This is a genomic window from Streptomyces sp. NPDC107471 (assembly GCF_055582845.1).
In genome coordinates, this window is record NZ_JBVJPC010000003.1 from 82799 (window position 1) to 107798 (window position 25000).

18 protein-coding genes are annotated in these 25000 nt (G+C 70.9%); 9 read left to right on the forward strand and 9 right to left on the reverse strand.

Annotated features, from left to right (window positions below):
* Positions 1–28 precede the first annotated feature (28 nt).
* The 4 genes from ACZ66S_RS09870 to ACZ66S_RS09885 are packed head-to-tail and all read left to right on the forward strand — an operon-like array spanning position 29 to position 3798.
* On the forward strand, positions 29–946 hold the full coding sequence (locus ACZ66S_RS09870; RefSeq protein ID WP_469900991.1) for an SDR family NAD(P)-dependent oxidoreductase: 918 nt from the start codon (positions 29–31) through the stop codon (positions 944–946).
* On the forward strand, positions 946–1821 hold the full coding sequence (locus ACZ66S_RS09875; protein ID WP_469900992.1) for an amidohydrolase family protein: 876 nt from the start codon (positions 946–948) through the stop codon (positions 1819–1821). The genes ACZ66S_RS09870 and ACZ66S_RS09875 overlap by 1 nt, the downstream gene beginning before the upstream one ends.
* 10 nt (positions 1822–1831) lie before the next feature.
* On the forward strand, positions 1832–3334 hold the full coding sequence (locus tag ACZ66S_RS09880) for an acyl-CoA synthetase (RefSeq protein WP_469900993.1): 1503 nt from the start codon (positions 1832–1834) through the stop codon (positions 3332–3334).
* Between the two features lie 8 nt (positions 3335–3342).
* The gene (locus ACZ66S_RS09885; RefSeq protein ID WP_469900994.1) at positions 3343–3798 is read left to right on the forward strand and encodes a MaoC family dehydratase; all 456 of its coding nucleotides are present in this window, start codon (positions 3343–3345) and stop codon (positions 3796–3798) included.
* Here ACZ66S_RS09885 and ACZ66S_RS09890 read toward each other — a convergent pair whose 3' ends face one another.
* The 9 genes from ACZ66S_RS09890 to ACZ66S_RS09930 all read right to left on the reverse strand — a co-directional run bounded on the left by ACZ66S_RS09890 (position 3799) and on the right by ACZ66S_RS09930 (position 17227).
* Positions 3799–4320, reverse strand: coding sequence for a hypothetical protein (locus ACZ66S_RS09890; protein ID WP_469900995.1), 522 nt, complete (start codon positions 4318–4320; stop codon positions 3799–3801).
* A 116-nt stretch (positions 4321–4436) separates the two neighbouring features.
* Positions 4437–5201 carry a cyclic nucleotide-binding domain-containing protein gene (locus ACZ66S_RS09895; protein ID WP_469900996.1) on the reverse strand — a complete coding sequence of 255 codons (765 nt, stop codon included), beginning with the start codon at positions 5199–5201 and terminating at the stop codon, positions 4437–4439.
* A gap of 1313 nt (positions 5202–6514) precedes the next feature.
* Complete coding sequence (locus tag ACZ66S_RS09900; protein WP_469900997.1) at positions 6515–8188, reverse strand: histidinol-phosphatase; 1674 nt, start codon at positions 8186–8188, stop codon at positions 6515–6517.
* 24 nt (positions 8189–8212) lie between these two features.
* On the reverse strand, positions 8213–10051 hold the full coding sequence (locus tag ACZ66S_RS09905) for a LamG-like jellyroll fold domain-containing protein (RefSeq protein ID WP_469900998.1): 1839 nt from the start codon (positions 10049–10051) through the stop codon (positions 8213–8215).
* Positions 10052–10087: 36 nt separating this feature from the next.
* Positions 10088–13012 (reverse strand): glycoside hydrolase family 2 TIM barrel-domain containing protein, encoded by a 2925-nt coding sequence (locus ACZ66S_RS09910; RefSeq protein WP_469900999.1) that lies wholly within the window; start codon positions 13010–13012, stop codon positions 10088–10090.
* Positions 13009–13848, reverse strand: coding sequence for a carbohydrate ABC transporter permease (locus ACZ66S_RS09915; RefSeq protein ID WP_469901000.1), 840 nt, complete (start codon positions 13846–13848; stop codon positions 13009–13011). The genes ACZ66S_RS09910 and ACZ66S_RS09915 overlap by 4 nt, the downstream gene beginning before the upstream one ends.
* 12 nt (positions 13849–13860) lie before the next feature.
* A complete protein-coding gene (locus tag ACZ66S_RS09920) occupies positions 13861–14811 on the reverse strand; it encodes a carbohydrate ABC transporter permease (protein ID WP_469901001.1) in 951 nt (316 codons plus the stop codon).
* The gene (locus ACZ66S_RS09925; RefSeq protein WP_469901002.1) at positions 14811–16097 is read right to left on the reverse strand and encodes an ABC transporter substrate-binding protein; all 1287 of its coding nucleotides are present in this window, start codon (positions 16095–16097) and stop codon (positions 14811–14813) included. Before ACZ66S_RS09925 ends, ACZ66S_RS09920 begins: the two co-directional genes overlap by 1 nt.
* A 65-nt stretch (positions 16098–16162) precedes the next feature.
* The gene (locus ACZ66S_RS09930; protein WP_469901003.1) at positions 16163–17227 is read right to left on the reverse strand and encodes a carbohydrate kinase family protein; all 1065 of its coding nucleotides are present in this window, start codon (positions 17225–17227) and stop codon (positions 16163–16165) included.
* Between the two features lie 127 nt (positions 17228–17354).
* On the opposite strand from ACZ66S_RS09930, the gene ACZ66S_RS09935 reads away from it, so the two are divergent.
* The 5 genes from ACZ66S_RS09935 to ACZ66S_RS09955 all read left to right on the forward strand — a co-directional run bounded on the left by ACZ66S_RS09935 (position 17355) and on the right by ACZ66S_RS09955 (position 24999).
* Positions 17355–18119: a DeoR/GlpR family DNA-binding transcription regulator gene (locus ACZ66S_RS09935; RefSeq protein WP_469901004.1), complete on the forward strand. Its 765-nt coding sequence runs from the start codon at positions 17355–17357 to the stop codon at positions 18117–18119.
* A gap of 151 nt (positions 18120–18270) precedes the next feature.
* The gene (locus ACZ66S_RS09940) at positions 18271–19608 is read left to right on the forward strand and encodes a 6-phospho-beta-glucosidase (RefSeq protein WP_469901005.1); all 1338 of its coding nucleotides are present in this window, start codon (positions 18271–18273) and stop codon (positions 19606–19608) included.
* Positions 19609–19684: 76 nt separating this feature from the next.
* Positions 19685–22726, forward strand: coding sequence for an alpha-mannosidase (locus tag ACZ66S_RS09945; RefSeq protein WP_469901006.1), 3042 nt, complete (start codon positions 19685–19687; stop codon positions 22724–22726).
* 3 nt (positions 22727–22729) lie between these two features.
* Entirely contained in the window at positions 22730–23980 is a 1251-nt protein-coding gene (locus ACZ66S_RS09950) for an alpha-L-fucosidase (protein WP_469901007.1), read from the forward strand.
* 146 nt (positions 23981–24126) lie between these two features.
* Positions 24127–24999, forward strand: a complete 873-nt coding sequence (locus tag ACZ66S_RS09955; protein WP_469901008.1) for a sulfotransferase family protein — start codon at positions 24127–24129, stop codon at positions 24997–24999.
* The last annotated feature ends 1 nt before the right edge of the window (position 25000 follow it).

Below are 25000 nucleotides of genomic sequence, written 5' to 3' on the forward strand. Positions count from 1 at the left end.
CCGCATCCGTTCGTGAAGGGACCTCCTCGTGCCCAGCATCGATCTCACCGGCAAGGTCGCCGTCGTCACCGGCAGCGGCCGGGGCCTCGGCCTCGCCTACGCGCACGCCCTGGCCGCCCACGGCGCCCGCGTGGTCGTCAACGACGTCGACGAGGCGGTCGCCGAGCAGGCCGTGAAGTCCATCGCCCAGGCGGGCGGCACCGCCGTCGCCGAGGTCGTCCCGGTCGGCACCACCGAGGCCGCCGAGCGCCTGGTCGACCGGGCCGTGGCGGAGTTCGGGCGGCTGGACGTCCTGGTCACCAACGCCGGCATCCTGCGCGACAAGGTGCTGTGGAAGATGACCGACGACGACTTCGACGCGGTGATCACCACTCACCTCAAGGGCACCTTCACCTGCGCCCGCGCCGCCGCCGTCCGGATGCGCGAGCAGGGCGAGGGCGGCACCCTCATCCTGGTCGGCTCCCCGGCCGGGCAGCGCGGCAACTTCGGGCAGACGAACTACGCCGCCGCCAAGGCCGGCATCGCCGCCTTCGCCCGCACCTGGTCCATGGAACTGGGCCGCGCGAACATCACCGTCAACGCGATCGTGCCCGTCGCGGCCACCGCGATGACCGAGACCATCCCCGCCTTCGCCCCGTACGTCGAGGCCCTGCGGAACGGCGAGCCGCTCCCGGACTTCCTCCGCAAGGGCGAGGGCTTCGGCACCCCCGAGGACTGCGCGGCCCTCGTCCCCTTCCTCGCCTCCGAGGCCGCCCGGGGCATCACCGGCCAGGCCATCGGCATCGGTGGCGACAAGGTGGCACTCTGGTCCCATCCGCAGGAGATCAGGACGGCGTACGCGGACGGCGGCTGGACCCCGGACACGCTTGCCGACGCCTTCCCCACCTCGGTCGGCGCCGAGCTCCAGACCGTCGGCATCCCGGCACCGAAGCTTCCGGAGGCCTGATGGACATCGACGAGCTGGTCGCCATCGACGTCCACACCCACGCCGAGGTGTCCTCCCGGGGCCACTCCTCGCTGGACGACGACCTGCACGACGCCTCCTCCGCCTACTTCAAGGTGGAGGGCAAGCGGAAGCCGACCCTGGAGGAGACCGCTGCCTACTACCGCGAGCGGAGGATGGCCGCCGTGATCTTCACGGTGGACGCCGAGTCCGCGACCGGTACGACCCCGGTCCCCAACGAGGAGGTCGCCGAGGCGGCCGCTGCCAACTCCGACGTGCTGATCCCCTTCGCGTCCATCGACCCCTTCCGCGGCAAGGCGGGCGTGAAGCAGGCCCGCCGCCTGGTCGAGGAGTACGGGGTGAGGGGCTTCAAGTTCCACCCGAGCATCCAGGGCTTCTTCCCCAACGACCGCTCGGTGGCGTACGACCTCTACGAGGTGATCGAGGAGACGGGCACCATCGCCCTTTTCCACACCGGCCAGACAGGCATCGGCGCCGGGGTTCCGGGTGGTGGGGGAATCAGGTTGAAGTACTCGAACCCCCTCCACGTCGACGACGTGGCCGCCGACTTCCCGCACCTGAAGATCATCCTGGCGCACCCGTCCTTCCCCTGGCAGGACGAGGCCCTCGCCGTCGCCACGCACAAGCCGGGCGTGCACATCGACCTGTCCGGCTGGTCGCCGAAGTACTTCCCGCCGCAGCTCGTGCAGTACGCGAACACGCTGCTCAAGGACAAGGTCCTCTTCGGCTCCGACTTCCCCGTCCTCACCCCCGACCGCTGGCTCGCCGACTTCGCCAAGCTGTCGATCAAGGACGAGGTCAGGCCGAGGATCCTCAAGGAGAACGCCGCCCGTCTGCTCGGGCTGGCCAAGCCGTAAGGGGCCGTCCATGCGCAACGAGGGACTGGGTTCGTGGCCCGCACGCCGGGCTCGCAAGACCCCGCACCGCACCGCCCTGATCCACGGCGACACGACACTCCCGTACGCCGAACTGCACGCCCGTGTCACCCGCCTCGCGCACGCCCTGCGCGCCCGGGGCATCCGGCGCGGCGACCGGGTCGCCCACCTCGGCCCCAACCACCCCGCCTACCTGGAGACGCTGTTCGCGGCCGGCACCCTCGGCGCGGTCTTCGTCCCCCTCAACACCCGCCTCGCCGGGCCGGAGATCGCCTACCAGCTCTCCGACTCCGGGGCCAGGGCGCTGGTCTACGGCCCCTCGCACGCGGGGCTCGTCGCCGGACTGCCGGGCGACACCGACGTCCGTACGTACGTCGAAGTCGGCGCCGAGTACGAGCGGTTGCTCGCCGAGTCGCCGGCCGAGCCCATCGACGAGCCGGTGACCCCCGACGACACCTGCATCATCATGTACACCTCGGGCACGACAGGGCGGCCCAAGGGCGCGATGCTCACCCACGGCAACCTGACCTGGAACGCGCTCAACGTCCTCGTCGACACCGACCTGATCGCCGACGAACGCGCCCTGGTCTCCGCCCCGTTGTTCCACACGGCGGGCCTGAACATGCTGACCCTGCCGGTGCTGCTCAAGGGCGGCACCTGCGTCCTGGTCGAGGCCTTCGACCCCGACGCCACCTTCGACCTGGTCGCACAGCACCGGATCACCTTCATGTTCGGGGTGCCGACGATGTTCGAGCAGATCGCGAGGCACCCGCGCTGGCCGGACGCCGACCTGTCCTCCCTGCGCATCCTCACCTGCGGCGGCTCCCCGGTGCCGAGCCCTCTCATCGCCGCCTACCAGGCGCGCGGCCTCACCTTCCTCCAGGGCTACGGCATGACCGAGGCCTCTCCCGGGACCCTCTTCCTGGACGCCGAGCACGCCGTCAGCAAGGCGGGCTCCGCGGGTGTGCCGCACTTCTTCAGCGACGTCCGGGTGGTACGGCCGGACCTGGCGCCCGTCGACGTCGGCGAGACCGGCGAGGTCGTGCTGCGGGGCCCGCACGTCATGCCCGGCTACTGGGGGCTGCCCGAGGAGACGGCCGCCTCCTTCGCGGACGGCTGGTTCCGCAGCGGGGACGCGGCCCGGGTCGACGAGGACGGGTACGTCTTCATCGTCGACCGCATCAAGGACATGATCATCTCCGGGGGCGAGAACATCTACCCCGCGGAGATCGAGGACCTCCTCCTCGCCCACCCGGACATCGCCGAGTGCGCGGTCATCGGCGTCCCGGACGACAAGTGGGGCGAGGTGCCGCGGGCGGTCGTCGTCCCGCGCGAGGGTGCCACGCCCGACCCCGACGAGATCCTGGCCTCCCTGGCCGGCCGGCTCGCCAAGTACAAGATCCCCAAGTCGGTGGTGATCGCGGACGAACTCCCGCGCACCGCCTCCGGAAAGCTCCTCAAGTCCCGGGTGCGCAAGCGCTACGGCAACAGCTAAGGAACCCCATGAGCCTCACCGTGAACGGCCTCGACGAACTGAAGAAGCTCGCCGGCGGCGACCTCGGCACCAGCGAGTGGATCGAGGTCACCCAGGAGCGCATCGACACCTTCGCCGACGCGACCGGTGACCACCAGTGGATCCACGTGGACCCCGAGCGCGCCAAGGACGGCCCGTTCGGCGGCCCCATCGCCCACGGCTACCTCACCCTCTCCCTGTTCATCCCCCTGTTCACCGAACTCCTGGACGTCCAGGGCGTGACGACGAAGGTCAACTACGGCCTGAACAAGGTCCGTTTCCCCTCCCCGGTGAAGGTCGGCTCCCGCATCCGCCTGGTGGGCAAGCTGACCGAGGTCGAGGACGTACCGGGCGGCGTCCAGATCACCGTCGACGGCGCGATCGAGATCGAGGGCAGCGCGAAGCCGGCGGCGGTGCTGCAGAGCTTGTCGCGGTTCTACGCCTGATCAGGTGGCCCTGCGCAGCGTGCGGATCCGCTGCTGCGCGACGCCGACCGCGTTCTTGAGATCGATGCGGGCGTATTCCTGTTGCATCGCGGCCTCCAGACGCGCGTGCAGGTCGGCGGCCGTGATCTCACCCGGTGCCGGTACCGGCGGAAGCACCGTGGCCAGATAACGGTCGAGGCGCTCCACGACGACCTGGAGTTCAGGGCGGACGGCTTCCGTACCCTGTGCGGTGTCCTCCAGGAGGTGGCGCAGGCCGTGCAGCGGTTCGAAGTGCGCCGCTTGGCACGGCTTGTGGGCGTGTTCGCACAGCTTCTCGACGAGCCTCCTCAGGTAGTTCGTGGCGTCGTCGAGGTCCTGTCCGTCCTCGTCGGACCTGCGCACGTGCTTGATCCAGGCGAGTGCCCGACGATGGTGACGGAGGGTGAGAACGGCGAGCAAGGTCGCGGCCACGCCGCAGCCGGCGCCCACCAGGGCGGAGCCCGTTTCCGCTCCGGCGGCCAGGACGATGGTGCTGGACATCATGGGTGTGATCCGTTCATGAGAACGCGCGCGTACGCCCCTGACGAAGAGCGCGGACACGTTCGGAGGCGGGGACGGGAGCGGGAGCGGTGGCGCGGGGCGGGGAGGGGTGGCGCGGTCTACGCGAGCCCGGCCGCGCGGCGGAGCGCGGGCAGGTCCGTCACGACGAACTGGCGGTATCCGCTGCGCAGTACACCGCCGGGGGGCAGATCGCTGGCGGTGCCGGGGGTGCGCAGCAGACGGAGCGTGTTCTCCACGGTCGAGACGCCCAGCAGGAGGGCGTCCGCCATGTCCTTCTGGCTGGGGCCCTGGATCGTGACCTGGCCCGGCTCGGCCGGGTCGGCGGTCCCGGCGACCGCGGCGAGATGGACGAGCAGCGCACTGACCCGTTGCAGAGGCGTGCGCGTGAGGGTGCCGTAGATCATCTCGTCGGTGCGGTTTCGGTCCTCCAGGCTGCGCAGCAGGGCCAGTTGGATGTGCGGGCGCCGCCGCAGGAGAAGGTTCATGCCCTGCAGAGGGCATGGCATGACCCAGGTCGTGGTGAGACAGGTCGTCCTGACCGTGGCCTCCGGCTCGATGAGTTTGGTCTCGCCGAGCAGTTGGCCGACGCCCCGGAAGCGCGTGATCCTGGGTGCGCGTTTGCCGGGGCCGAAGGGGTGGCGCTCCTGTCGGACGCAGCCGCCCAGCACGATGTGCACGTGCTGGTCGTCCCGCCCGAGGGGCAGTTCGTCGTCGCGCTGGTGGACACGGCTGTCCGCGCCCCAGGAGCTGACCAGCAACGGCCAGGCCCCTTCGGGGAGATGGGCGAGGAAGCTGCCGGGCCGCATGGCCTGGCGACCCTTGAGGACGTCGGCGGTTCGGAAGGCGTCGACCTTCGGGACCATTACCGGGCCCCGGTCGCGCGGGACGCGCTCATGGGCAGGAGGTCGTGCCGCCGTACGGCCGCGTCGTGGTTGTCACGCAGCGTCAGATGTGACGCTGTGTCACGAGGGTGAGCGGAGGATATGCCGAAGCCATCGGCGATGGCGGTGTTCATCGGTCTGAGGTCCTTCTCGCGAGCGAGGATGGGATCCGGGTGCGCCGCTGGCTGCGGCCCACCCGGGCGACGGGTCCAGGTCCTCTCCCTCGCGTTGTCGGCCCGGTGGTTAGCCGGGCTGCGAGGCGAAGACGTTTTGACAAGTTACCCCTCTGCCCCAGGAAATCGCCAGTCACCGATGACGGAGAGCAAAGTTTCCTGTCGAGGAGGACAGCGGAGTAAATCTCTCCCTCGCCAGAGGGAGTTCCCGCACCCGCTGCCTCGGTCGTGTGACGTCCATCACAGGTCGATCGGAAGGGTGGAAGAATGCGGGTTTATCTGCAAGGGGCCTCTGGTAATTTATGCGGTCTGTTGCGAATTTTTACCGCAGGTGAGTGGCGAAGTGCCCGCCGGTAACCGCGAGGAAAAAAGAGGAGGCTCCGGGGAACCACCCCCGGAGCCTCCCGGAAAGGGCCTGGACCCGTCGAGGTTCAGACCGATACCCAGTAAACACCACCTGCCTGGTAAAGGTCACCTGGGCGCCAACTCCCTGCCCCGCAGTCCCCACGGGGAGGGCTTTGCACAGCCGACTTGGGCGGCGAGGGCGTCCGCGCCCGGCGTGATCGTTCCGAGGGCGCAATGACCCCTTTGTCGCGTTGGCGTGTCTATGTTCCGCGTCCTGCGCGGTTCATCGTGTGTTTAGGTGCATCAGTGGTGAATGGTGATCACTTGAGGCCCATTCTGGGCGGGCCGGCGCGGGAGGGTCTTGTCGGAGGTTGGGCTCGTTCGCGTGTTCGGTGTATGCAGTATGTGTGGCTCCCTGCATAAATCTATGTGGCATATTCGCTGAAGCCCGAACCGAACTTTCGGCCTCTGAATTTCCCCACTCCAGGATGTCGTGAGGGGCTGTTGCGATATGTATCGGTGCGAGATGGAGGAATCCCTGAACCCATTGCGCGATACGGCCACCCCCTTCCGTGGAGGGTGTCGGACGCGAATTTGCGGCGGGCGCGCTCGGCCCCTCCTATTGGTCGCTGGCGGCCGACGAAAACGGCGGTGTCGGCTTGGCGCAGAGGCGCCGTGGACGCATTATCCAACTCTGAGTAGCGGTCCGGACACGTTTCGCGCACGGCACGTGTTCTGTCGGCGCCTACGCAAAGTGAACGGCCGGGTGACCAACCGTCAGGAACCGGCAATGTCAACGAAGACCGGGTTCGAGTAGAACCAGGTGTCCTCCCACGGGTCACCGTCGCCCGGTGCGTGCGGAATCGGGCCGTGCGGGTCGACGGCGGCGCCGAGATACCCCGCCCCGTGCCGTTTGCCGTCGCTGCCGCGGAGGCGGACGTAGAAGGACTCGTCCCCGGCGGTCAGCGGGATGCGCAGGGTGTACGTGCCGTTGCGGCCGGACACGTCCGTCGACTGTACGACCTTGGTGTCGGGGGCCTGCCAGCCGTCCCGGTCGGCCGCCGGGCCGCGCACCGCGCCCCGGATCACGTCCACGTGCGCCAACTCCGGCAGGACTCCGTGGGGGTTGGGGCGGGACGCACATGTGATAGTCACGTACAGCGTGATGCGCTCGCCCTTGCGGACCCGCAGCCGGCCGCCCAGCGTGACACCGCGTCCGGAGTCGCAGTCCCGCTTCACCCGGACGTCGAGACCGTCGAGCAGGTGCCCGTGGTCCACCCAGACCCGGCCCGCGCGCAGCCCCGCCATCACTGAGCGGTAGCCGTAGCGGGTCACGCCGACGTGGGTGCGGCTGAACTCGCCGGGCCAGAAGTCGCTGCCGGGCTGCGGGGTGTCGGTGTTCACCGGGTCGGGCAGCCTGCCGGTGTTGTCGAAGTTCTGCCCGGCCGGCCAGTCGCCGTTCCTCCAGGTGTCGAAGACCGTGCGGTGGTTGTCGGAGTTCGTGGTGATCGAGAACAGGCCGCCCTCGGCCAGCATCGAGTCCCACAGCCCGCCGACGGTCGCCGTCGCCCAGTCGAAGCCGCCGTACGTCACGTACGCCTCGGCCGGATACCCCGCCCAGGACTGCGCCGACGGCTTGTTCTCGTACTCGCCGCGGATCGACGTGGCCCCGCGCAGGCCGGGGATCGCCGCGCCCTGGGCGCCCGGCGCGCCCTCCATGCCGATCATGATCTCGGGGGCTGCGTCCCGCCAGGCCCGCATCTCGTGCGGGGAGTCGATGCCGAGCCGCAGCGGGTGGTTGGCGATCACGAGGACGTCGTCCACGTAGCCCGAACGCCGCTGCTCCGCCAGCCACTTGATCGCCTTGACGGCGTGGGCCTCGTTGCGCGCGGTGTCGGCGGCGCCGGCGGACCCCTCGGTGTAGTTCAGGAGCTTGCCGTCGTAGGCGAGCTCGAACCGTGTGAGCAGGTCGGTCTCGTGGGGCCCGGGAGCCGCGAACACCGTGCCGTGCTCGGCGGCCGGGATGTACCACTCCAGGCCCTGGAAGATGAGCTGGCGCGGGTTCTCCGCCCGGGCCCTGACGATCTCCGCGTGCTCCAGTCGCGCCCCGTGGGAGGCGTGTCCGAAGTTGGAGTGCTCGTTGAAGACCATCCAGTCGAGGCCGTACCGCGCGGCGGCCCTCGCCTGCTGGGAGAAGGTGTACTTGGCGTCGTGGCTGTACACCGAGTGCACGTGGTGGTCGCCCACCAGATAGGCGAGGCGCGGGTCCTCACCGCCGAGGCCCCGCCTCCCGGGAGCGGCGAGGGCTGGGGTGGCAGCCGATCCCAGGGCGAACGCGGCCCCGAACAGGCCCGCCCGCCGCAGGAGTCGGCGCCGCGACACCCCCTGGGCGTCGAGGTCGGAGGGCCGGACGCGGGGGTCGGCCCAGGAGGGCACCTGCTGCTCGGTCATGGTGGTCCCAGTCGGTGAGTCGGGTCAGTGCGTCATGAAGGAGGTCACGGGCAGCGCCCGTCCGACGATCCGGACGTCACCGAGCCGGCCGTGGAAGATCTGGTCGATCCGGCCGCCGTACTCGTAACCGCCCAGCAGCCACGGCAGTCCGACCGAGGTGATGCCGACGGCGGGCGCCCTCGGGTTGCGGACCACCGGACAGCCCTGGACGTACAGCGTGGAGTGCCTGCCGTCGTTGACGAGGGCCAGGTGCCACCAGGTCTCCAGCGGGGTCTCCTGGCCCCAGTTGGTGGCGATGCCCTCCTGGTTGAGCGGGCGCATCGCCCACTGCGGCTCACGGTCGTTCGACAGCGAGAGCGTGGCGAGCGGCTCGTCGGGGTCGTCGGCCGTCTTTCCGGCGGCACCGCCGGTACCGGTCCGGCTCACCAGGCCCGACCAGGCGTGGTGAGCCGGGTCCCAGTCCGCGGGGAGGCGGTAGAACGCCTCGATGGTGTAACCGCCCTCGAAGGTCGCCGAGTTGAGGGGAGCGCCGTCGACCGTGCGCAGATACGCGCCCCTGAGCGGCGACTTGTGGCCCTGGAACTCCAGGCTGCCGTAGCCGGGCTGGTCCGGGTGGTGGTCGGCGGACCAGCCCAGCGAGCCGCCGCCCACCGACACCACGGTGAGGTCGTTGCCGCGGCCGGAGAGGTCGCGGACCGTGCCGGAGACGGGCGACTCGAAGCGCCAGTACGCGGCCGTCCCGCGGACCAGCATCCTCGACACCGGTCGCGCCGGCCGCGCGGGCGCCGGGTCGAAGCCGGCGAAGCGGGAGGCGAAGTCGACGGGCACCGAGAACCGGTCGGCGTCGCCGCTCAGCTCGATCTCCTGCCGTTCCAGTTCGTTGAGCCCCTCGGCGGCCCGGCCGAGGATCCACGGGGAGAGAGTCTCCACGTCGATCACACCGCGGTCGAGGTCGAAGCGGTACAGGCGGATCATGGCGGCGCCGCCGAAGTACCGGTTCTGGTAGTTCGTCAGGTGCAGGTGGACCTCGTGGCCCGCCGCGTTGGCCCGGGTCGCCCGGGCGGCGGGCCAGTAGTGCCCGTTGAGGGTGAGGAAGATCTGGTCGTGGTCCTCGACGAGCCGGTCCCACACCTGCTGCCCGTACGCCGACAGGCTGTCGTCCCCGACGACCAGCTCGTGCGTGGTGAGGATCACCGGCGTCCTCGGGTGGGCGGCCAGGACGCTCCGCGCCCAGGCGTACCCCTGGTCCGACAGCCGCCAGTCCAGCGCGAGCACCATCCACTCGCGACCCGCCGCCCGGAAGAGGTGGTAGGTGTTGTACCCGTCGGGCGAGGCACCGCCGAAGGTCCTGTGCCGTGCGAAACGGTCGGGCCCGAACACGTCCAGGTACGGCGTCGCACCGCGCTGGTCGGTGCTGGACGACCGCACGTCGTGGTTGCCCGCCAGGACGCTGTAGCCGACCCCGCGCCGGTCGAGCAGCGCGAACGCCTCGCCGATCGCGGCGAACTCGGCCGCGGCGCCGTTCTGCGTGAGGTCGCCGAGGTGGGACAGGAAGACGATGTTCTCCTCCCCGCCCTGCTCCAGCAGGTACCGCAGCGAGGCCTCGACCGGCGCGCTGTCGATGCTGGGCCCGTCGAAGAGGTACTGCGTGTCGGGCATCACGGCGAGCGTGAAGCGCCGGCTCTCCGTGTCGGGGCGCCACGTGGGCGAGGCCGCGGAGGCGGGCCCGGCCGCGGCGGCGGGCAGGGCGACGCCCGCCGTGGCCGCGGCACCCAGCAGGGCCGTGGCCCGCAGGAAACCGCGCCGGCCGGCACCGGCCTGAGCGGCCTCCTGGCCGTGGTCGTGCTCATGCGAAGTACACACGTGTGCTCCAGGACATGACGGGGGGTCGGTGAGGGGTCAGAGCGTGCGCAGTGTCCAGCTCCAGCGGTGGACGCCCGGCGTGACGAGGTAGGAGGCGAAGGTGTCGGGGCCGCACGAGGCGGTGCCGAGGCCGCGGTGGGCGGCGTCGATGTGCACCACGCAGCCCGCCCTCGGGACCAGCTCGTCGTGGTGGGCCACGGCGCTGAGGTCCGCCGCCCGGTAGCGGGTCACGCCGACCTGGCGCGGTTCGTCCAGGACGACCGAGAGGCCGGTGGCATCGGGCGCGCGGAGCCCGAACTGCCGTACCCCGTGCCGTCCGCCGCTCTCCTGGGGGCGCAGATAGGGGGTGAACAGCTCGTCCACGGGCACCGAGTGATGGCCGACGGGCGCCCCGAAGGCGCGGTCCGGGTACGACTCCCAGGGGCCCTGTCCGAACCACTCCATCAGGTCGAGCCCGGCGACCGTCTCGAACACGGAGCCGACCCGCGCCACGTCGGCGAGGGCGTCCGGCAGCTCGGCCGACTCCTCGACGTGCACCCCGCCCTCGACCGCGGTGAGGACCTGCACATGACGCACGACACCGGCGTCGGAGACGTACTCGGCGCGGACGGTGACCCGTCCCGTGGTCTGCCGGATGTGCGCGACCTTGCGCACCAGGGTGTCCAGGCCCCAGCCACGCCAGCGCGAGGCCGTTCCGCCCAGTTCGTCGTTGTCGGTGGGCGCCCGCCACAGGGAGAGCGTGGGGGCTGCGGTGAGCAGCGGGTGGACCAGCAGCCCGTCGTCGTCGACCTTGACGGAACGATTCCGCACCGGCCTCGGTGTCCGGGGCTCCGCCTTCCGCAGGCGCACCTGAGGCAGGCACACCACCGTCCCGCGCGGCGCCCACGGCTCGTCCCGCGCGGTCGTCACCCGCAGCGTCAGCCACGCCTCGCCGCCGTCGTCGGGCAGCTCGAAGGGCAGCGGTACCGCGGCCGTCTGGCCGGGCCGCAGGTCGGGCAGTTCGGCCGGTGCGGTCAGGGTGCGGCCGTCGGCGAGGGAGAGCTCCCACTCGGCGGCCAGCCAGTCGAGGCCCCGGAAGTGCTGGTAGTTGCCGAGCACGATCCCCTCGTGCCGGAAGCACTCGATGCGCACCGGCGCCGCGATCTCCCGGTGCTCGTACATCACCGGCTTGGGCGTGCGGTCGGGCAGGACCACGCCGTCGGCGACGAAGGCGCCGTCGTGGTCGTCCTCGCCGAAGTCGCCGCCGTACGCCCAGCGGTGCCCGGGCGCGGCGACACCGTTGCCGTGGAGGCCGACGCCCCCACGTCCGACCGGTCTGCCGTCGTTCACACGCTGGAGGATGCCGTGGTCCCGGAACTCCCAGATGAACCCGCCCTGAAGACCCGGCGTTGACTCGATGGCCGCCCAATGGTCCGCGAGCGTGCCGTTGCTGTTGCCCATGGCGTGCGAGTACTCGCACCAGATCAGCGGCTTGGTCTGCCGCCCGGACAGGGCGTGCTCCACGCACTCCTCCAGCGAGGCGTACATGGGGCAGGCGATGTCGGTGGCGTCGCCGGCGGCCGCCCAGTCCAGCTTGGCGGCGCCCTCGTACTGGACCGGCCGTGTCGGGTCGTGCCGGCGCACCCAGCCGGCGGCCGCGTCGTGGTTCGCGCCGTAGTCGGACTCGTTGCCCAGCGACCAGACGATGATCGACGGGTGGTTCTTGTCCCGCAGCACCATCCGCGAGACCCGGTCCACGAAGGCGTTGAGGTAGCGCGGGTCGTCGGCGATCTCGTGGGCGTGGTCGTGCGACTCGATGTCCGCCTCGTCGACGACGTAGAGACCGAGCTCGTCGGCGAGGTCGTACAGCGCCGGGTCGTTCGGGTAGTGCGCGGTGCGGACCGCGTTGAACCCGAACCGCTTCAGCGTGACCAGGTCCGCGCGCATGTCGTCGTACGACACCGTCCGCCCGGTCAGCGGGTGGAAGTCGTGCCGGTTGACGCCCCGGACGAACACCCGCTCGCCGTTGACCAGCAGGTCCCGGCCCATGATCTCGACGTCCCGGAAGCCGATCCGCTGCCGTGCGGTGTCGGCGACCGTGCCGTCGGCGCGGTGCAGCCGGACGGTCAGCGCGTACAGCTCGGGTGTCTCGGCGGTCCAGGTGCGGACGTCCTCGACGACGGTCCGCAGCCGCGCCTCGCCGAGGAAGTCGGAGACCCGCTCGTCCTCCCGGTTGAACCGGTCGAACTCCGCGTCCTGCGCCAGCTCCCGTCCGTCCAGCTCCCCGCTGACGTACCACCCCGCGGGCAGCGCCCCGCCGGCGTCCCGCACCCGGCAGTCGATCCGCAACGAGCCGTCGCGGGAAGCCCGCACGGTCACGTCGGACAGATGCAGCGGGTCCGTCGCGTACAGCAGCACCGAGCGGGTGATCCCGCCGTGCCACCACTGGTCCTGGTCCTCGAGGTGCGAGGCGTCCGACCACTTGACCACGGTCAGCCGTACGACGCAGCGCGCGCCGGCGCGCACCCGTGCCGTCAGGTCGAACTCGGCCGCCAGGTGGGAGTCCTTGGAGACGCCGACGGGCCGCCCGTCCACATGGACGAGGAGCACGCTCTCGGCGGCCCCGACCTGGAGCACGATCCGGCGTCCGGCCCATTCGGCGGGGACGTCCACCTCCCGCTCGTACACGCCCGTGGGGTTCGCGGCGGGGGAGTGCGGCGGGAACTCGGGGAACGGCATGCGGACGTTGAGGTACCGCGGCAGGTCGCCGGTGTCCTGCATCGTCCAGGCGCCGGGGACGTGGGCCGTCGACCAGGAGCCGCCGACCGGCGCGTCCGGAGTGGGCAGCAACCGGAAACGCCAGTCGCCGTCCAGGGGGAGTGCTCCGGAGCGCCGGTCGACGGCGTTTATGGGCAGCCGCCCCCAGGAGGTCACCTCGGGTGCCTCCCAGGGGCGCAGGGCGATCAGAGGATCGTCCGTCATCCGCGCACGGCTCCCTTCGCGAGGTCGCCGATGATCTGCTTGGCGCCGATCGCGAACACGATGAGCAGCGGGACGAGGGCGAGCAGGGCGCCGGTCATCACGATGCCGTAGTCGGTGGTGCCGTGGGTGCCGTTGAGCTGGGACAGCGCGACCTGGAGGGTCACGTTGTCGGGGTTGGTGAGGGCGATGAGGGGCCAGGCGAAGTCGTTCCACTGGCCCATGAAGGTGAAGATGCCGAGGAAGGCGAGGCCGGGCCGGACCACCGGGAGGGCCACGTGCCAGTACTGGCGCAGGAAGTTCGCGCCGTCCAGCTTGGAGGCGTCGAGCAGTTCGTCGTGGATGGCCGTCCTCATGTACTGGCGCATCCAGAAGATGCCGAAGGCGTTGGCCGCGGCCGGCACGATCAGCGCGGTCATCGAGCCGATCCAGCCGATCTTCGCCATGATCACGAACTGCGGGATGACCGACAACTGCGCGGGCACCATGAAGATGACCATGAGCAGCCCGAACAGCACGTTCTTGCCGGGGAATTCGAACTTGGCGAAGACGAAGGCCGCGAGCGAGTCGAAGAGCAGGACCAGGAAGGTCACCGACACCGCGACCAGCAGCGAGTTCCACATCGACCCGAAGAAGTCGACGGCGTCGAACAGGTTGCGGACGTTCTCCAGGAAGTGCGTGCCCGGCAGCAGCTTGGGCGGGTAGGCGAAGATCTCCGACGAGCTGTGCGTCGACATGATCACGGCCCAGTAGAACGGGAAGGCTGAGACGATCGTGCCGAGGACCAGCGGGAGGTGCAGCGCGATCCCTCTGCGGCGGGACCCCTTGATGGAAGCCATGACGGGCCCTTCCTAGTCGCCCCGGCGCTGCACGAGGCGCCAGTTGATGATCGAGAAGAGGACGACGACGAGGAAGATGCCCCAGGCCACCGCGGCGCCGTACCCGAAGTCGTTGTTGTCGAAGGTCTGCTGGAAGAAGTAGAGGACCATCGTCTGGCCCGAGTGGCCCGGACCGCCCGCGAACGTCGAGTCGTTGGAGGAGGTCTGGAGCAGCACCTGCGGTTCGGAGAAGCTCTGCAGGCCGGTGACCGTGGAGACGACGAGCACGAACAGCAGGGTCGGCCGCAGCAGCGGGAACGTGATCCGGAAGAAGGTCTGGACCGGGCCGGCGCCGTCCACCCGCGAGGCCTCGTAGAGCTCGCCGGGGATGGTCTGGAGCCCGGCGAGGAAGATGATGGCGTTGTAGCCGGTCCACTGCCAGGTCATCAGGGCCGCGATGGTGACCTTGATGCCCCAGGGCGTGTTGAGCCAGGCCACCTGGTCGATGCCCACCGCGTGCAGGACGGCGTTCACCATGCCGGCGTTGGTGGAGAAGATCGAGCCGAAGACGATGGCGATCGCGACGACCGAGGTGACGTTCGGCAGGAAGTACGCGACGCGGTACAGGCCCTTGAACCGGACCGCGGAGTTGAGCATCACGGCCGTGACCATCGCCAGGAGGATCATGGGGAAGGTGGCCAGCGCCCAGATGACGATCGTGTTGCCGATCGAGTTCCAGAAGTCGCTGTCGCTCAGCAGGTACTGGTACTGCGAGAGCCCGGCCCATTCCATGGAGCCGAGGCCGTCCCAGCGGTGGAAGGACAGGTAGAGCGAGAAGCCGACGGGGAAGAGGCCGAAGGCGAGGAAGATCAGGTAGAAGGGCGAGATCGCGGCGTACAGGTGCCAGTACTTGCGCAGGCCCTTCCTGGGCCGGGTCGGTGAGGGCGGCGCCACCACGGGCGGGGTCTGCTCCAGAACGGCCATCAGTAGCTCACCCCCAGGTGCTTCGCGATGCGACGGCACTTGCTCATGGCGTCACTCCAGGCCTTCTTCGGGTCCTTGCCGAGGACGCCGACGTTCTTGATCTCGTCCTTGAGGGGCTGCCCGAGCGCGATGTCGAACGGGCTGTTGTAGGCGACCACGATCTTCTGCGCGGCGGGTCCGAAGACGTCGGTGGTGACCTGGCCGCCGAAGAAGGGGTCGGGCTCCTGCATCTGCTCGAGTCCGTAGGAGGCGGGCGTGGAGGGGAACAGGCCCGCGTCGACGTAACCCTGCGCCTGGTTGGACGCGTTGAGGAGCCAGGTGATGATCTCGAAGGCGCGCTCGGGCTCCCGGCACTCCCTGGTGATCGACAGGAACGAACCGCCGTTGTTGGCGGGGCTCACGGGCATCTGCGCCACCCGCCACCTGCCCTTGGTCCGCGGCACGCCGTTCTTGATGTCGAAGGCGGCCCAGGAGGCGTTGAGCTGGCTCGGCAGTGTGCCGTCCTGGATGGCGGAGAGCTGGTCGGGGGTACCGCTGACCAGGTCCGAGACGATGCCCCGCTGCTTGGCCTCCACGGCCAGCGCCCAGGCGCGGCGCACGTGTTCCCGGTCGCCGATGAAGTGGCGGTCCTTGTCGACGTACCGCTCGGCGCCCTGCTGCACGACGTTCTCGAAGACCGAGTTGACGTCGGTGAGCAGCCTGGCCCCCGACACCCGTTTGCCCAACTGCACGCCCGCGTCGAAGAACTTCTCCCAGGTGTCGAGCCCGGCGGTCACGTCGTCGGGCTCGTAGGGCAGCCCCGCCTTCCGGAACACGTCGTACTGGTAGTAGTGCGCGACCGGGCCGCAGTCGATGGGGAAGCCGACCATCGTGCCGTCGTCGGCGATGCCCTGGTCCCACTTCCAGGACAGGTACTGGTCCTTGTACTTCTCCGCGCCCAGCGACCTGAGGTCGACGAACTGGTCCGCGTTCGGCAGGTAGGCGGCCATGTCCTCGCCCTTGAGCCCCGCGATGTCGGGGATGTGGGCCCGGCCGGTGATGGTGGTGATGAGCTTGGAGCGGTACTGGCCGCCGATCTGGATGGCCTGGAGGTCCACCGAACTGCCGTAGCGGGCCTCGGCCTTCTTGACGACGGTGTCGCTGAGACCACCGCTCCAGTACCACAGGACCATGTTCCGGCCGGTGGAACCGGTCGGGACGGCACAGCCGGTGGCCAGGCCGCCGAGTGCCGCGGCGGCTGTACCGCCCAGGCCCGCGCGGAGCAGACCTCTTCGTGAGAGCCGCACAGCTCCCACCGCCTTTCGGATCTTTTCGGGACGTGCATGCGAAGAGCTTGTGGGGGGCTTGCGGATCAGTTCCGCCGTGCGGTGCCGGGTGGGGCGACGGGGGAGTGCGCGGCGGCCGGCCAGGCCGGGGGTGTGACCGGCGCGGCAGGTGGCGGGGGGCCGACGTCCGCGGGCAGGCGCTCGGCCAGGAAGCCGTACGCGCGCCGCAGCTCGGGGTCCGTCTGCGAGCGCCACCACCGGTCCACTCCGTACCAGCCCGGGGCGGCCAGGGCCCCGCCGTGCCGCCGTACGGACAGACCCGCGGCGAGGACGGCGAACCGCAGCCGTTCCTCCAGCGGCCAGCCGCCCAGGGAGGCGGCGACGAACGCGGCGCCGAACACGTCACCGGCGCCCGTGGCGTCGACGACGTCGACCGGCAGCGCCGGGACGTCCGCGTACTCGCCGGTGAGCTGGTCGACGGCGACCGCGCCGGCCCCGCCCCGGGTGACCACGGCCACCGGCACCAGCTCGGCGAGCGTGCCGAGGGCCGCGACCGCGCTGTCGGTGCGGGTGTAGGCCATCGCCTCCCCCTCGTTGGGCAGGAACGCGTGGCACAGGGCGAGCTGGTCGAGCAGGTCGGTGGACCACCGCTGGGTGGGGTCCCAGCCGACGTCCGCGTAGATCTGCGTGCCGTCGGCGGCGGCCTTGGCGAGCCAGGCGCGCGGTTCGGCCTCCAGGTGGACGAGGGCCGTGCGCGCCTCGGGCGGGTCGCCCATCAGCGCGTCCTGGGAGTACGGCGGCTCCTGGCCGTGGGTGACCAGGGCGCGGTCGGTGCCGTAGGCGAGGGCGACGGTGACGGGGGTGTGCCAGCCGTCCGCGACCCGGGAGAGCGAGAGGTCGACGCCTTCCTGGCCCGCGAGGACCTCCTGGCAGTACGCGCCGTAGAAGTCGTCGCCGAAGACCGTGGCCAGCGAGGTGCGCAGGCCGAGGCGGGAGGCGGCCACCGCCAGGTTGGCGATGCCGCCGGGCCCGCAGCCCATGCCGGCCGTCCAGATCTCCTCGCCCGGCGTCGGCGGCTTTCCCAGACCCGTCAGGACGAGGTCGTAGAAGAGCAGCCCGGTCAGCAGCACCTCGGGCCGGTCGTCGTCCACGTGCGCGCCTCTCGTCAAAACTCGTCAATTTCGATGACGGGAATCGTGCGCCGCTCGACGACATTGGTCAATACCCAAGCAGAACTGAGCATAGAAATGATTGAAGATGACGAGTAGTGTTCACGGCGTGCTGGCTGAACGACGACACCAACTCATCCTGCGGGCCCTGCGCTCGGGCGGCCCCGCGGCTGTGACCGACCTCTCCGAGCAACTCGGTGTGAGCCCCGCCACCATCCGGCGCGACCTCGTCAAGCTGGAGGAGGACGGGCTGCTCACCCGGGTGCACGGCGGCGCGCGCGCCGAGGAGGGCGATCAGCCCTTCGCCGAGGTCGCCGAGGTCCGGGTGGCCGAGAAGGACGCCATAGCCGCCCGCGCCGCGGCCCTGGTCCAGGACAACCAGTCCGTACTGCTCGACATCGGCACCACCGCCTACCGGCTGGCCCGGCAGCTCCACGGCCGCCGCCTCACCGTGATCACCAGCAACCTCGTGGTCTACGAGGAGCTCGCCGACGACGAGGGCATCGAGCTGGTGCTCCTCGGCGGCATGGTCCGCCGCGAGTACCGCTCCCTGGTCGGCTTCCTCACCGAGGACAACCTGCGCCAGCTCCACGCGGACTGGCTCTTCCTCGGCACCAGTGGAGTGCGTCCGGGCGGGCAGGTGATGGACACGACGGTCGTCGAGGTACCGGTCAAGCGGGCGATGATCCAGGCGAGCGACAAGGTCGTCCTGCTCGCCGACACGGCCAAGTTCCCGGGCACGGGCATGGCGAAGGTCTGCGGTCCCGAGGCCCTGGACGTGGTGGTGACGAACGCGCCGGTCGACGCGGCGACCCGGTCCTCCCTGGAGGAGGCGGGCGTCGAGGTGGTCCTGGCAGGAAAGGGACCGGTGTGAAGCCCCGCTCCCGTCCCCGTACGACAAGAACGGCTCGTGTGATCAGTGTGACAAGTGCAAGGAGGCCGTGCGCGACCGCTTCCCGCGACGCGCACGGCGACGGCTCGACCCATCCCCGGCCCGCCCGCCGGAGCACCTCTGGAGGACACCGGTGAAGCTGACGATTCTCGGCGGCGGCGGCTTCCGGGTCCCGCTCGTGTACGGCGCGCTGCTGACGGACCGCGCCGAGGGCCGGGTGACCGAGGTCGTCCTGCACGACCTGGACGCCGGCCGGCTCTCCGCCGTCGGCCGGGTCCTCGCGGAACAGGCGGCCGGTGTGCCCGACGCGCCCACGGTGACCGCGACGACCGACCTCGACGAGGCCCTGCGCGGCGCCGACTTCGTCTTCTCGGCGATCCGCGTCGGCGGCCTGGAGGGACGGGCCGCCGACGAGCGGGTGGCCCTGGCCGAGGGCGTCCTCGGCCAGGAGACGGTCGGCGCGGGCGGCATCGCCTACGGCCTGCGCACGGTCCCGGTGGCCGTCGACATCGCCCGCCGGGTCGCCCGGCTCGCCCCCGACGCCTGGGTCATCAACTTCACCAACCCGGCCGGCCTGGTCACCGAGGCCATGTCCCGCCACCTCGGCGACCGCGTCATCGGCATCTGCGACTCCCCGGTCGGCCTCGGCCGCCGTATCGCCCGCGTGCTGGGCGCGAACCCGAACGAGGCCTGGATCGACTACGTCGGCCTCAACCACCTCGGCTGGGTCCGCGGCCTGAAGATCGCCGGCCGGGACGAGCTCCCGCGACTGCTCGCCGACCCCGACCTGCTCGGCTCCTTCGAGGAGGGCAAGCTCTTCGGCGTCGACTGGCTCCGCTCGCTGGGCGCGATCCCCAACGAGTACCTGCACTACTACTACTTCAACCGCGAGGCCGTCCGCGCCTACCAGCAGGCCGAGAAGACCCGCGGCGCCTTCCTCGCCGACCAGCAGGCGCGGTTCTACGACGAGGTGGGCGCCCCCGGCGTGAAGGCGCTGGACGTCTGGGACCGCACCCGCGCCGAGCGCGAGGCCACCTACATGTCCGAGAACCGGGAGACGGCCGGCGCCGGCGAGCGCGACGCCGACGACCTCTCCGGCGGCTACGAGAAGGTCGCCCTCGCCCTGATGCGGGCCATCGCGCGCGACGAACGCACCACCCTGATCCTCAACGTCCGCAACCAGGACACGCTCTCCGTGCTCGACCGGGACGCCGTCATCGAGGTGCCCTGCCTCGTCGACGCCAACGGCGCCCACCCCGTCTCCGTCGCCCCGCTCCCGGACCACGCCACCGGCCTGGTCTGCTCGGTCAAGGCGGTCGAGCGGGAGGTCCTCGCCGCAGCCGAGTCCGCCTCGCGCACCACCGCGGTGAAGGCCTTCGCGCTGCACCCGCTGGTCGACTCCGTCAATGTCGCCCGCAAGCTGGTCGAGGGCTACACCTCGGTCCATCCGGGGCTCGCGTACCTTAAGTAGCGTCTGTTTTTGGAAAGCGCTTTCCCCCGGCTTCCCGGCCCCACCAGCTCGCCCTCTCCCTCCCTGGAGACCCTTCATGCACGACGAACGCCGCCGCATCGAGGAGCGCGTCCAGCGCGCCCACGACCAGCGCATCAAGCCCGCGGTCTACGCGGCCACCGTTCCCTTCGAGGTCGAGGCCTGGCAGGCGCCGGGCGAGCCGGTCTCCTTCGAGGAGGCCGCGGCCGCCCAATACACGCCGTTCGCGATGGACACCCCGTGGGGCCCGCCCTGGGGCACCACCTGGTTCCGGATGCGCGGCGAGGTGCCCGCCGAGTGGGCCGGGAAGCGCGTCGAGTCCGTCATCGACCTCGGCTTCGTCGGCGACTGGCCCGGCAACCAGGCCGAGGCCCTGGTCCACCTGGCCGACGGCCGCCCCCTGAAGGCCGTCAACCCGCTCAACCAGTACGTCCCCGTCGCCAACCCGGCCACCGGCGGCGAGCGGATCGACTACCTGGTCGAGGCGGCCTCCAACCCGGACATCCTCAAGGACGACTTCTCCCGGGTCACGCCGATGGGCGACAAGCTCACGGCCGGCTCCGCACCGCTCTACACGTTCCGGCGCGCCGACCTCGCCGTCCTCGACGAGGAGGTCTTCCACCTCGACCTGGACCTCCAGGTGCTGCGCGAGCTCATGGTGCACCTCGCCGACCACGAGCCCCGCCGCCACGAGATCCTGCACGCCCTGGACCGGGCCATGGACGTCCTCGACCTGGACGACGTCGCCGGCAGCGCGGCCGCCGTCCGCGAGGTGCTCGCCCCCGTGCTGGCCAAGCCCGCGCACGCCAGCGCGCACACCATCTCCGGGGTCGGCCACGCGCACATCGACTCCGCGTGGCTGTGGCCCATCCGCGAGACCAAGCGCAAGACGTCCCGCACCTTCTCCAACGTCACCGCGCTCGCCGACGAGTACGACGACTTCATCTTCGCCTGCTCCCAGGCCCAGCAGTACGAGTGGGTGCGCGACAACTACCCGCACGTGTGGGCCCGCATCCAGGAGTCCGTGAAGAAGGGCCAGTGGGCGCCGGTCGGCGGCATGTGGGTGGAGGCCGACGGCAACCTGCCCGGCGGCGAGGCGATCGCCCGCCAGCTCGTCCACGGCAAGCGGTTCTTCATCGAGCACTTCGGCGTCGAGACCAAGGGCGTGTGGCTGCCGGACTCCTTCGGCTACACCGCCGCCTACCCGCAGCTCGCCAAGCTCGCCGGCAACGACTGGTTCCTCACCCAGAAGATCTCCTGGAACCAGACCAACAAGTTCCCCCACCACACCTTCTGGTGGGAGGGCATCGACGGCACCCGCATCTTCACCCACTTCCCGCCTGTCGACACCTACAACGCCCGCTTCAGCGGCGAGGAGATGGACCGCGCGGTCCGCAACTACTCGGAGAAGGGCGGCGGCACGCGTTCGCTGGCCCCCTTCGGCTGGGGCGACGGCGGTGGCGGCCCCACCCGCGAGATCATGGAGCGGGCCCGGCGCCTCGCCGACCTGGAGGGCTCGCCCAAGGTCGTCGTCGAGCACCCGGACGACTTCTTCGCCCAGGCCCGCGCCGAGTACCCGGACGCCCCGGTCTGGGTGGGCGAGCTCTACCTGGAGCTGCACCGCGCCACCTACACCTCGCAGGCCCGCACCAAGCAGGGCAACCGCCGCTCCGAGCACCGACTGCGCGAGGCCGAGCTGTGGGCGACGACCGCGGCCCTGCACGCGCCGGGCTACGCCTACCCGTACGACAAGCTCGACCGGCTGTGGAAGACGGTCCTGCTGCACCAGTTCCACGACATCCTGCCGGGCTCCTCGATCGCCTGGGTGCACCGTGAGGCGGAGGCCGAGTACGCCCGGGTCGCCGGGGAACTGGAGGCGCTGACCGCCGAGGCGGTGGCCGCGCTGGGCGCCGGCGGCACCCGGGTCTTCAACACCAGCCCGTTCGACCGCGCCGAGGTGGTCCGCACGTCCGAGGGGACGCTGGCGTACGTCGAGGTGCCCGCGAACGGCAGCGCCCCCCTGGCACAGGCGGCGCCCGCCCGGCCCGTCACGGCCGAGGGCCGGGTCCTCGACAACGGCCTGGTCCGCGTGGAGGTGGCCGAGGACGGCACCCTGTCCTCCGTGTACGACCTGCGGGCCCGGCGCGAGGTCCTCGGCGACAAGGGCAATCTGCTGCGCCTGCACACCGACCTCCCCAACTACTGGGACGCCTGGGACATCGACAAGCACTACAACAACCGCTACACGGACCTCCTGGAGCCCACGTCGGTCGAGCTGGTCTCGGACGACCCGCTGCTCGGCGCGATCCGCGTGACCCGGTCCTTCGGCAAGGGCTCGACGATCACCCAGACCATCACCCTGCGCGCCGACAGCCCCCGCATCGACTTCGAGACCGACATCGACTGGCACGAGGCCGAGAAGATCCTCAAGGCCGGCTTCCCGGTGGACGTCCGGGCCGCGCACTCCTCCGCGGAGATCCAGTTCGGCCACGTCCAGCGGCCCACGCACACCAACACGAGCTGGGAGGCGGCCCGTTTCGAGGTCTCCGGCCACCGCTGGGTGCACGTCGGCGAACCGGGCTACGGCGTCGCGGTCCTGAACGACTCCACCTACGGCCACGACGTCACCCGCACGGTCCGTGAGGACGGCGGCACCACGACCACGGTCCGCCTCAGCCTGGTGCGCGCCCCGCGCATCCCGGACCCCGAGGCCGACCAGGGCAGGCACCGCTTCACCTATGCGCTGCTGCCCGGGGCGAGCATCGAGGACACCGTCGCCGAGGGCTACTCCCTCAACCTCCCGCTGCGGGTGGCGGACGCGGCCGGTGCCCCCGAACCGGTCGTCTCGGTCGAGGGCGGCGGCGTGACCGTCGAGGCGGTCAAGCTCGCCGACGACGGCTCCGGTGACGTCGTGGTCCGGCTCTACGAGTCCGGCGGCGGCCGCGCCCAGGGCGTGCTGCGCACCGGCTTCCCGCTGGCCGGCGCCCAGGTCACCGACCTGCTGGAGCGCCCGCTGGAGGACGCCGCCGTCGAGGAGGAGGGCGTGCCCGTCTCGCTGCGCCCCTTCCAGGTGCTGACGCTCCGGCTGCGCAGGGGCTGAGCCGTGCCGATGCAACGGTGGTTCACCGACGCCAAGTTGGGGATCTTCGTCCACTGGGGCATCTACGCCGTGGACGGTGTCGCGGAGTCCTGGTCGTTCTACGACGGCACCGTCCCGCACGAGCGGTACATGTCCCAACGGGAGCGCTTCACGGGGGCCGGGTACGACCCCCGGGCGTGGGCCGACCTGCTCGTCAGGGCGGGTGCCGGGTACGCGGTGCTGACGAGCCGTCATCACGACGGAGTGGCCCTGTGGGACACGGAGTTCGGCGATCTGCACCTCGGCCGGGACTATGTCGGCCCCTACGCCGAGGCGCTGCGCGAGAAGGGCCTGAAGGTCGGCCTGTACTACTCGCACTCCGACTGGAACCACCCCGACTACGCCTCCACGCGCAAGCCGGGCCGCCCACCGGAGCAGGAGGACAACCCCTACTCCGAGGCCGCCCCCGGGGACGAGGACCCGGCGGCCTGGGAGCGGTACCTCGCCTACCGGGACGGCCAGGTCCGGGAGCTCGTCTCCCGGTACCGGCCCGACCTGCTGTGGTTCGACGGCGAGTGGGAGCGCAGCGAGCAGCAGTGGCGGATCCGCGAACTCGCCGCGCTCGTACGGTCCCATGTGCCGGACGTCGTCCTCAACGCGCGCATGCTCGGCGAGGGCGACTACGCCACCCCCGAACAGGGCGCTCCCATCGAACCGCCCGCCGGGCCCTGGGAGCTGTGCCTGACGATCAACGACTCGTGGGGGTTCCAGCACCGGGACCACAACCACAAGTCGATCGCCCAGCTCGTCCGCTACTTCACCGAGACCATCGGCGGGGGCGGCAACCTGCTGCTGGACGTGGGCCCGCGGGAGGACGGGACCATCCCCGAACCCCAGGTCGAGCGACTCGAAGGGCTGGGGGAGTGGATCCGCGGGCACGCCGAGGCCGTGTACGGGACCGTGCGCGGCCTGCCCGCCGGGCACCACTACGGACCCAGCACGCTCTCCGCTGACCGCCGCACGCTCTACCTGGTCCTCTTCGACGCACCGCGCGCCGAGGTGGGCCTGCGGGGCCTGGTCACCCCGGTCCGCCGGGTCACCGTCCTCGGCACCGGCCGGGAACTGGGCCACCGCACGGTCGGCGGACTCCACGAGGCCGTGGGCGTCGTGTGGATCGACCCGCCGGCCGCGGCCGACCTGGACCCGTACGCCACGGTGCTCAGGGTCGAGCTGGACGGGGAGGCGGAGCTGTACCGGGGGACGGGCCGGGCCTGATTCCCATGGAGTATTAAGGAAGCGGCGAAGCCCCTGGTCACGCCCCCTCGCGCGGGGTCTGCGACCAGGGGCGTTCGCCTTTCCGACACCTGGAGTTCGCCCACCGCCCCTGAGATGCGGTCGAACGGCGAGAGAAAGGTGTCCACGTGCGTGACCCACGTATGTCCGCGATCGGGAAGGGCCTCAGGAGGCGGGGGCGGCTGATGGCCCAGGCGGTGAGCCCGCCGCGCCGGACCCTGGACGCCGTCCCCTCGCCCCGCCCCACCGGACCGTCCTACGTCGCCCCGTGCGCGCCGCGGCTCGTCGACTCCCCGGTGTTCGTCCTGTCCTCCGTGCGCTCCGGCTCGACCCTGCTGCGGGTGCTGCTGAACAGCCACAGCCGCATCCGCGCCCCGCACGAGATGCATCTGCGCACCCTGCACGTCGGGTTGAGCCGCGACTTCTCCGCGGCGGCGATGAGGGCCCTCGAACTGGACCGGCGGGAACTGGAGCACCTGCTGTGGGACCGGGTCCTGCATCTCGAACTCACCCGCAGCGGCAAGGACCTGATCGTCGACAAGACCCCGGCGAACACCCTCATCTGGCCCCGTCTGCACCGGTGTTGGCCCAACGCCCGGTACATCGTCCTGCTGCGCCACCCCGGCGCGGTCGTCACCTCGCTGACCGAGCGCCGCACGGACCCCGACGAGCGTGCCGTCCTGGCCGAGGTCCTGGAGTACGCCGAGAAGCTGGAGGAGGCCCGGCAGGCCCTCGACGCCCGGGTGATCAGGTACGAGGACCTCACCGCCGATCCGGAGCGGACCACCCGCGACCTGTGCGCCCACCTGGGCGTGCCCTGGGAGAGCGCGATGCTCGACTACGGCGGCAAGGACCACGGCACCTTCCGCCCGCAGCTCGGCGACTGGTCCGGCACCATCAGGTCGGGCCGCGTCCAGCCCGCCCGGCAGGCCGCTCCGGAGACCCGACTGCCCCCACGCCTGGCCGCGCTGGCACAGGCGTGGGGGTACCGTCCGGGGTGAC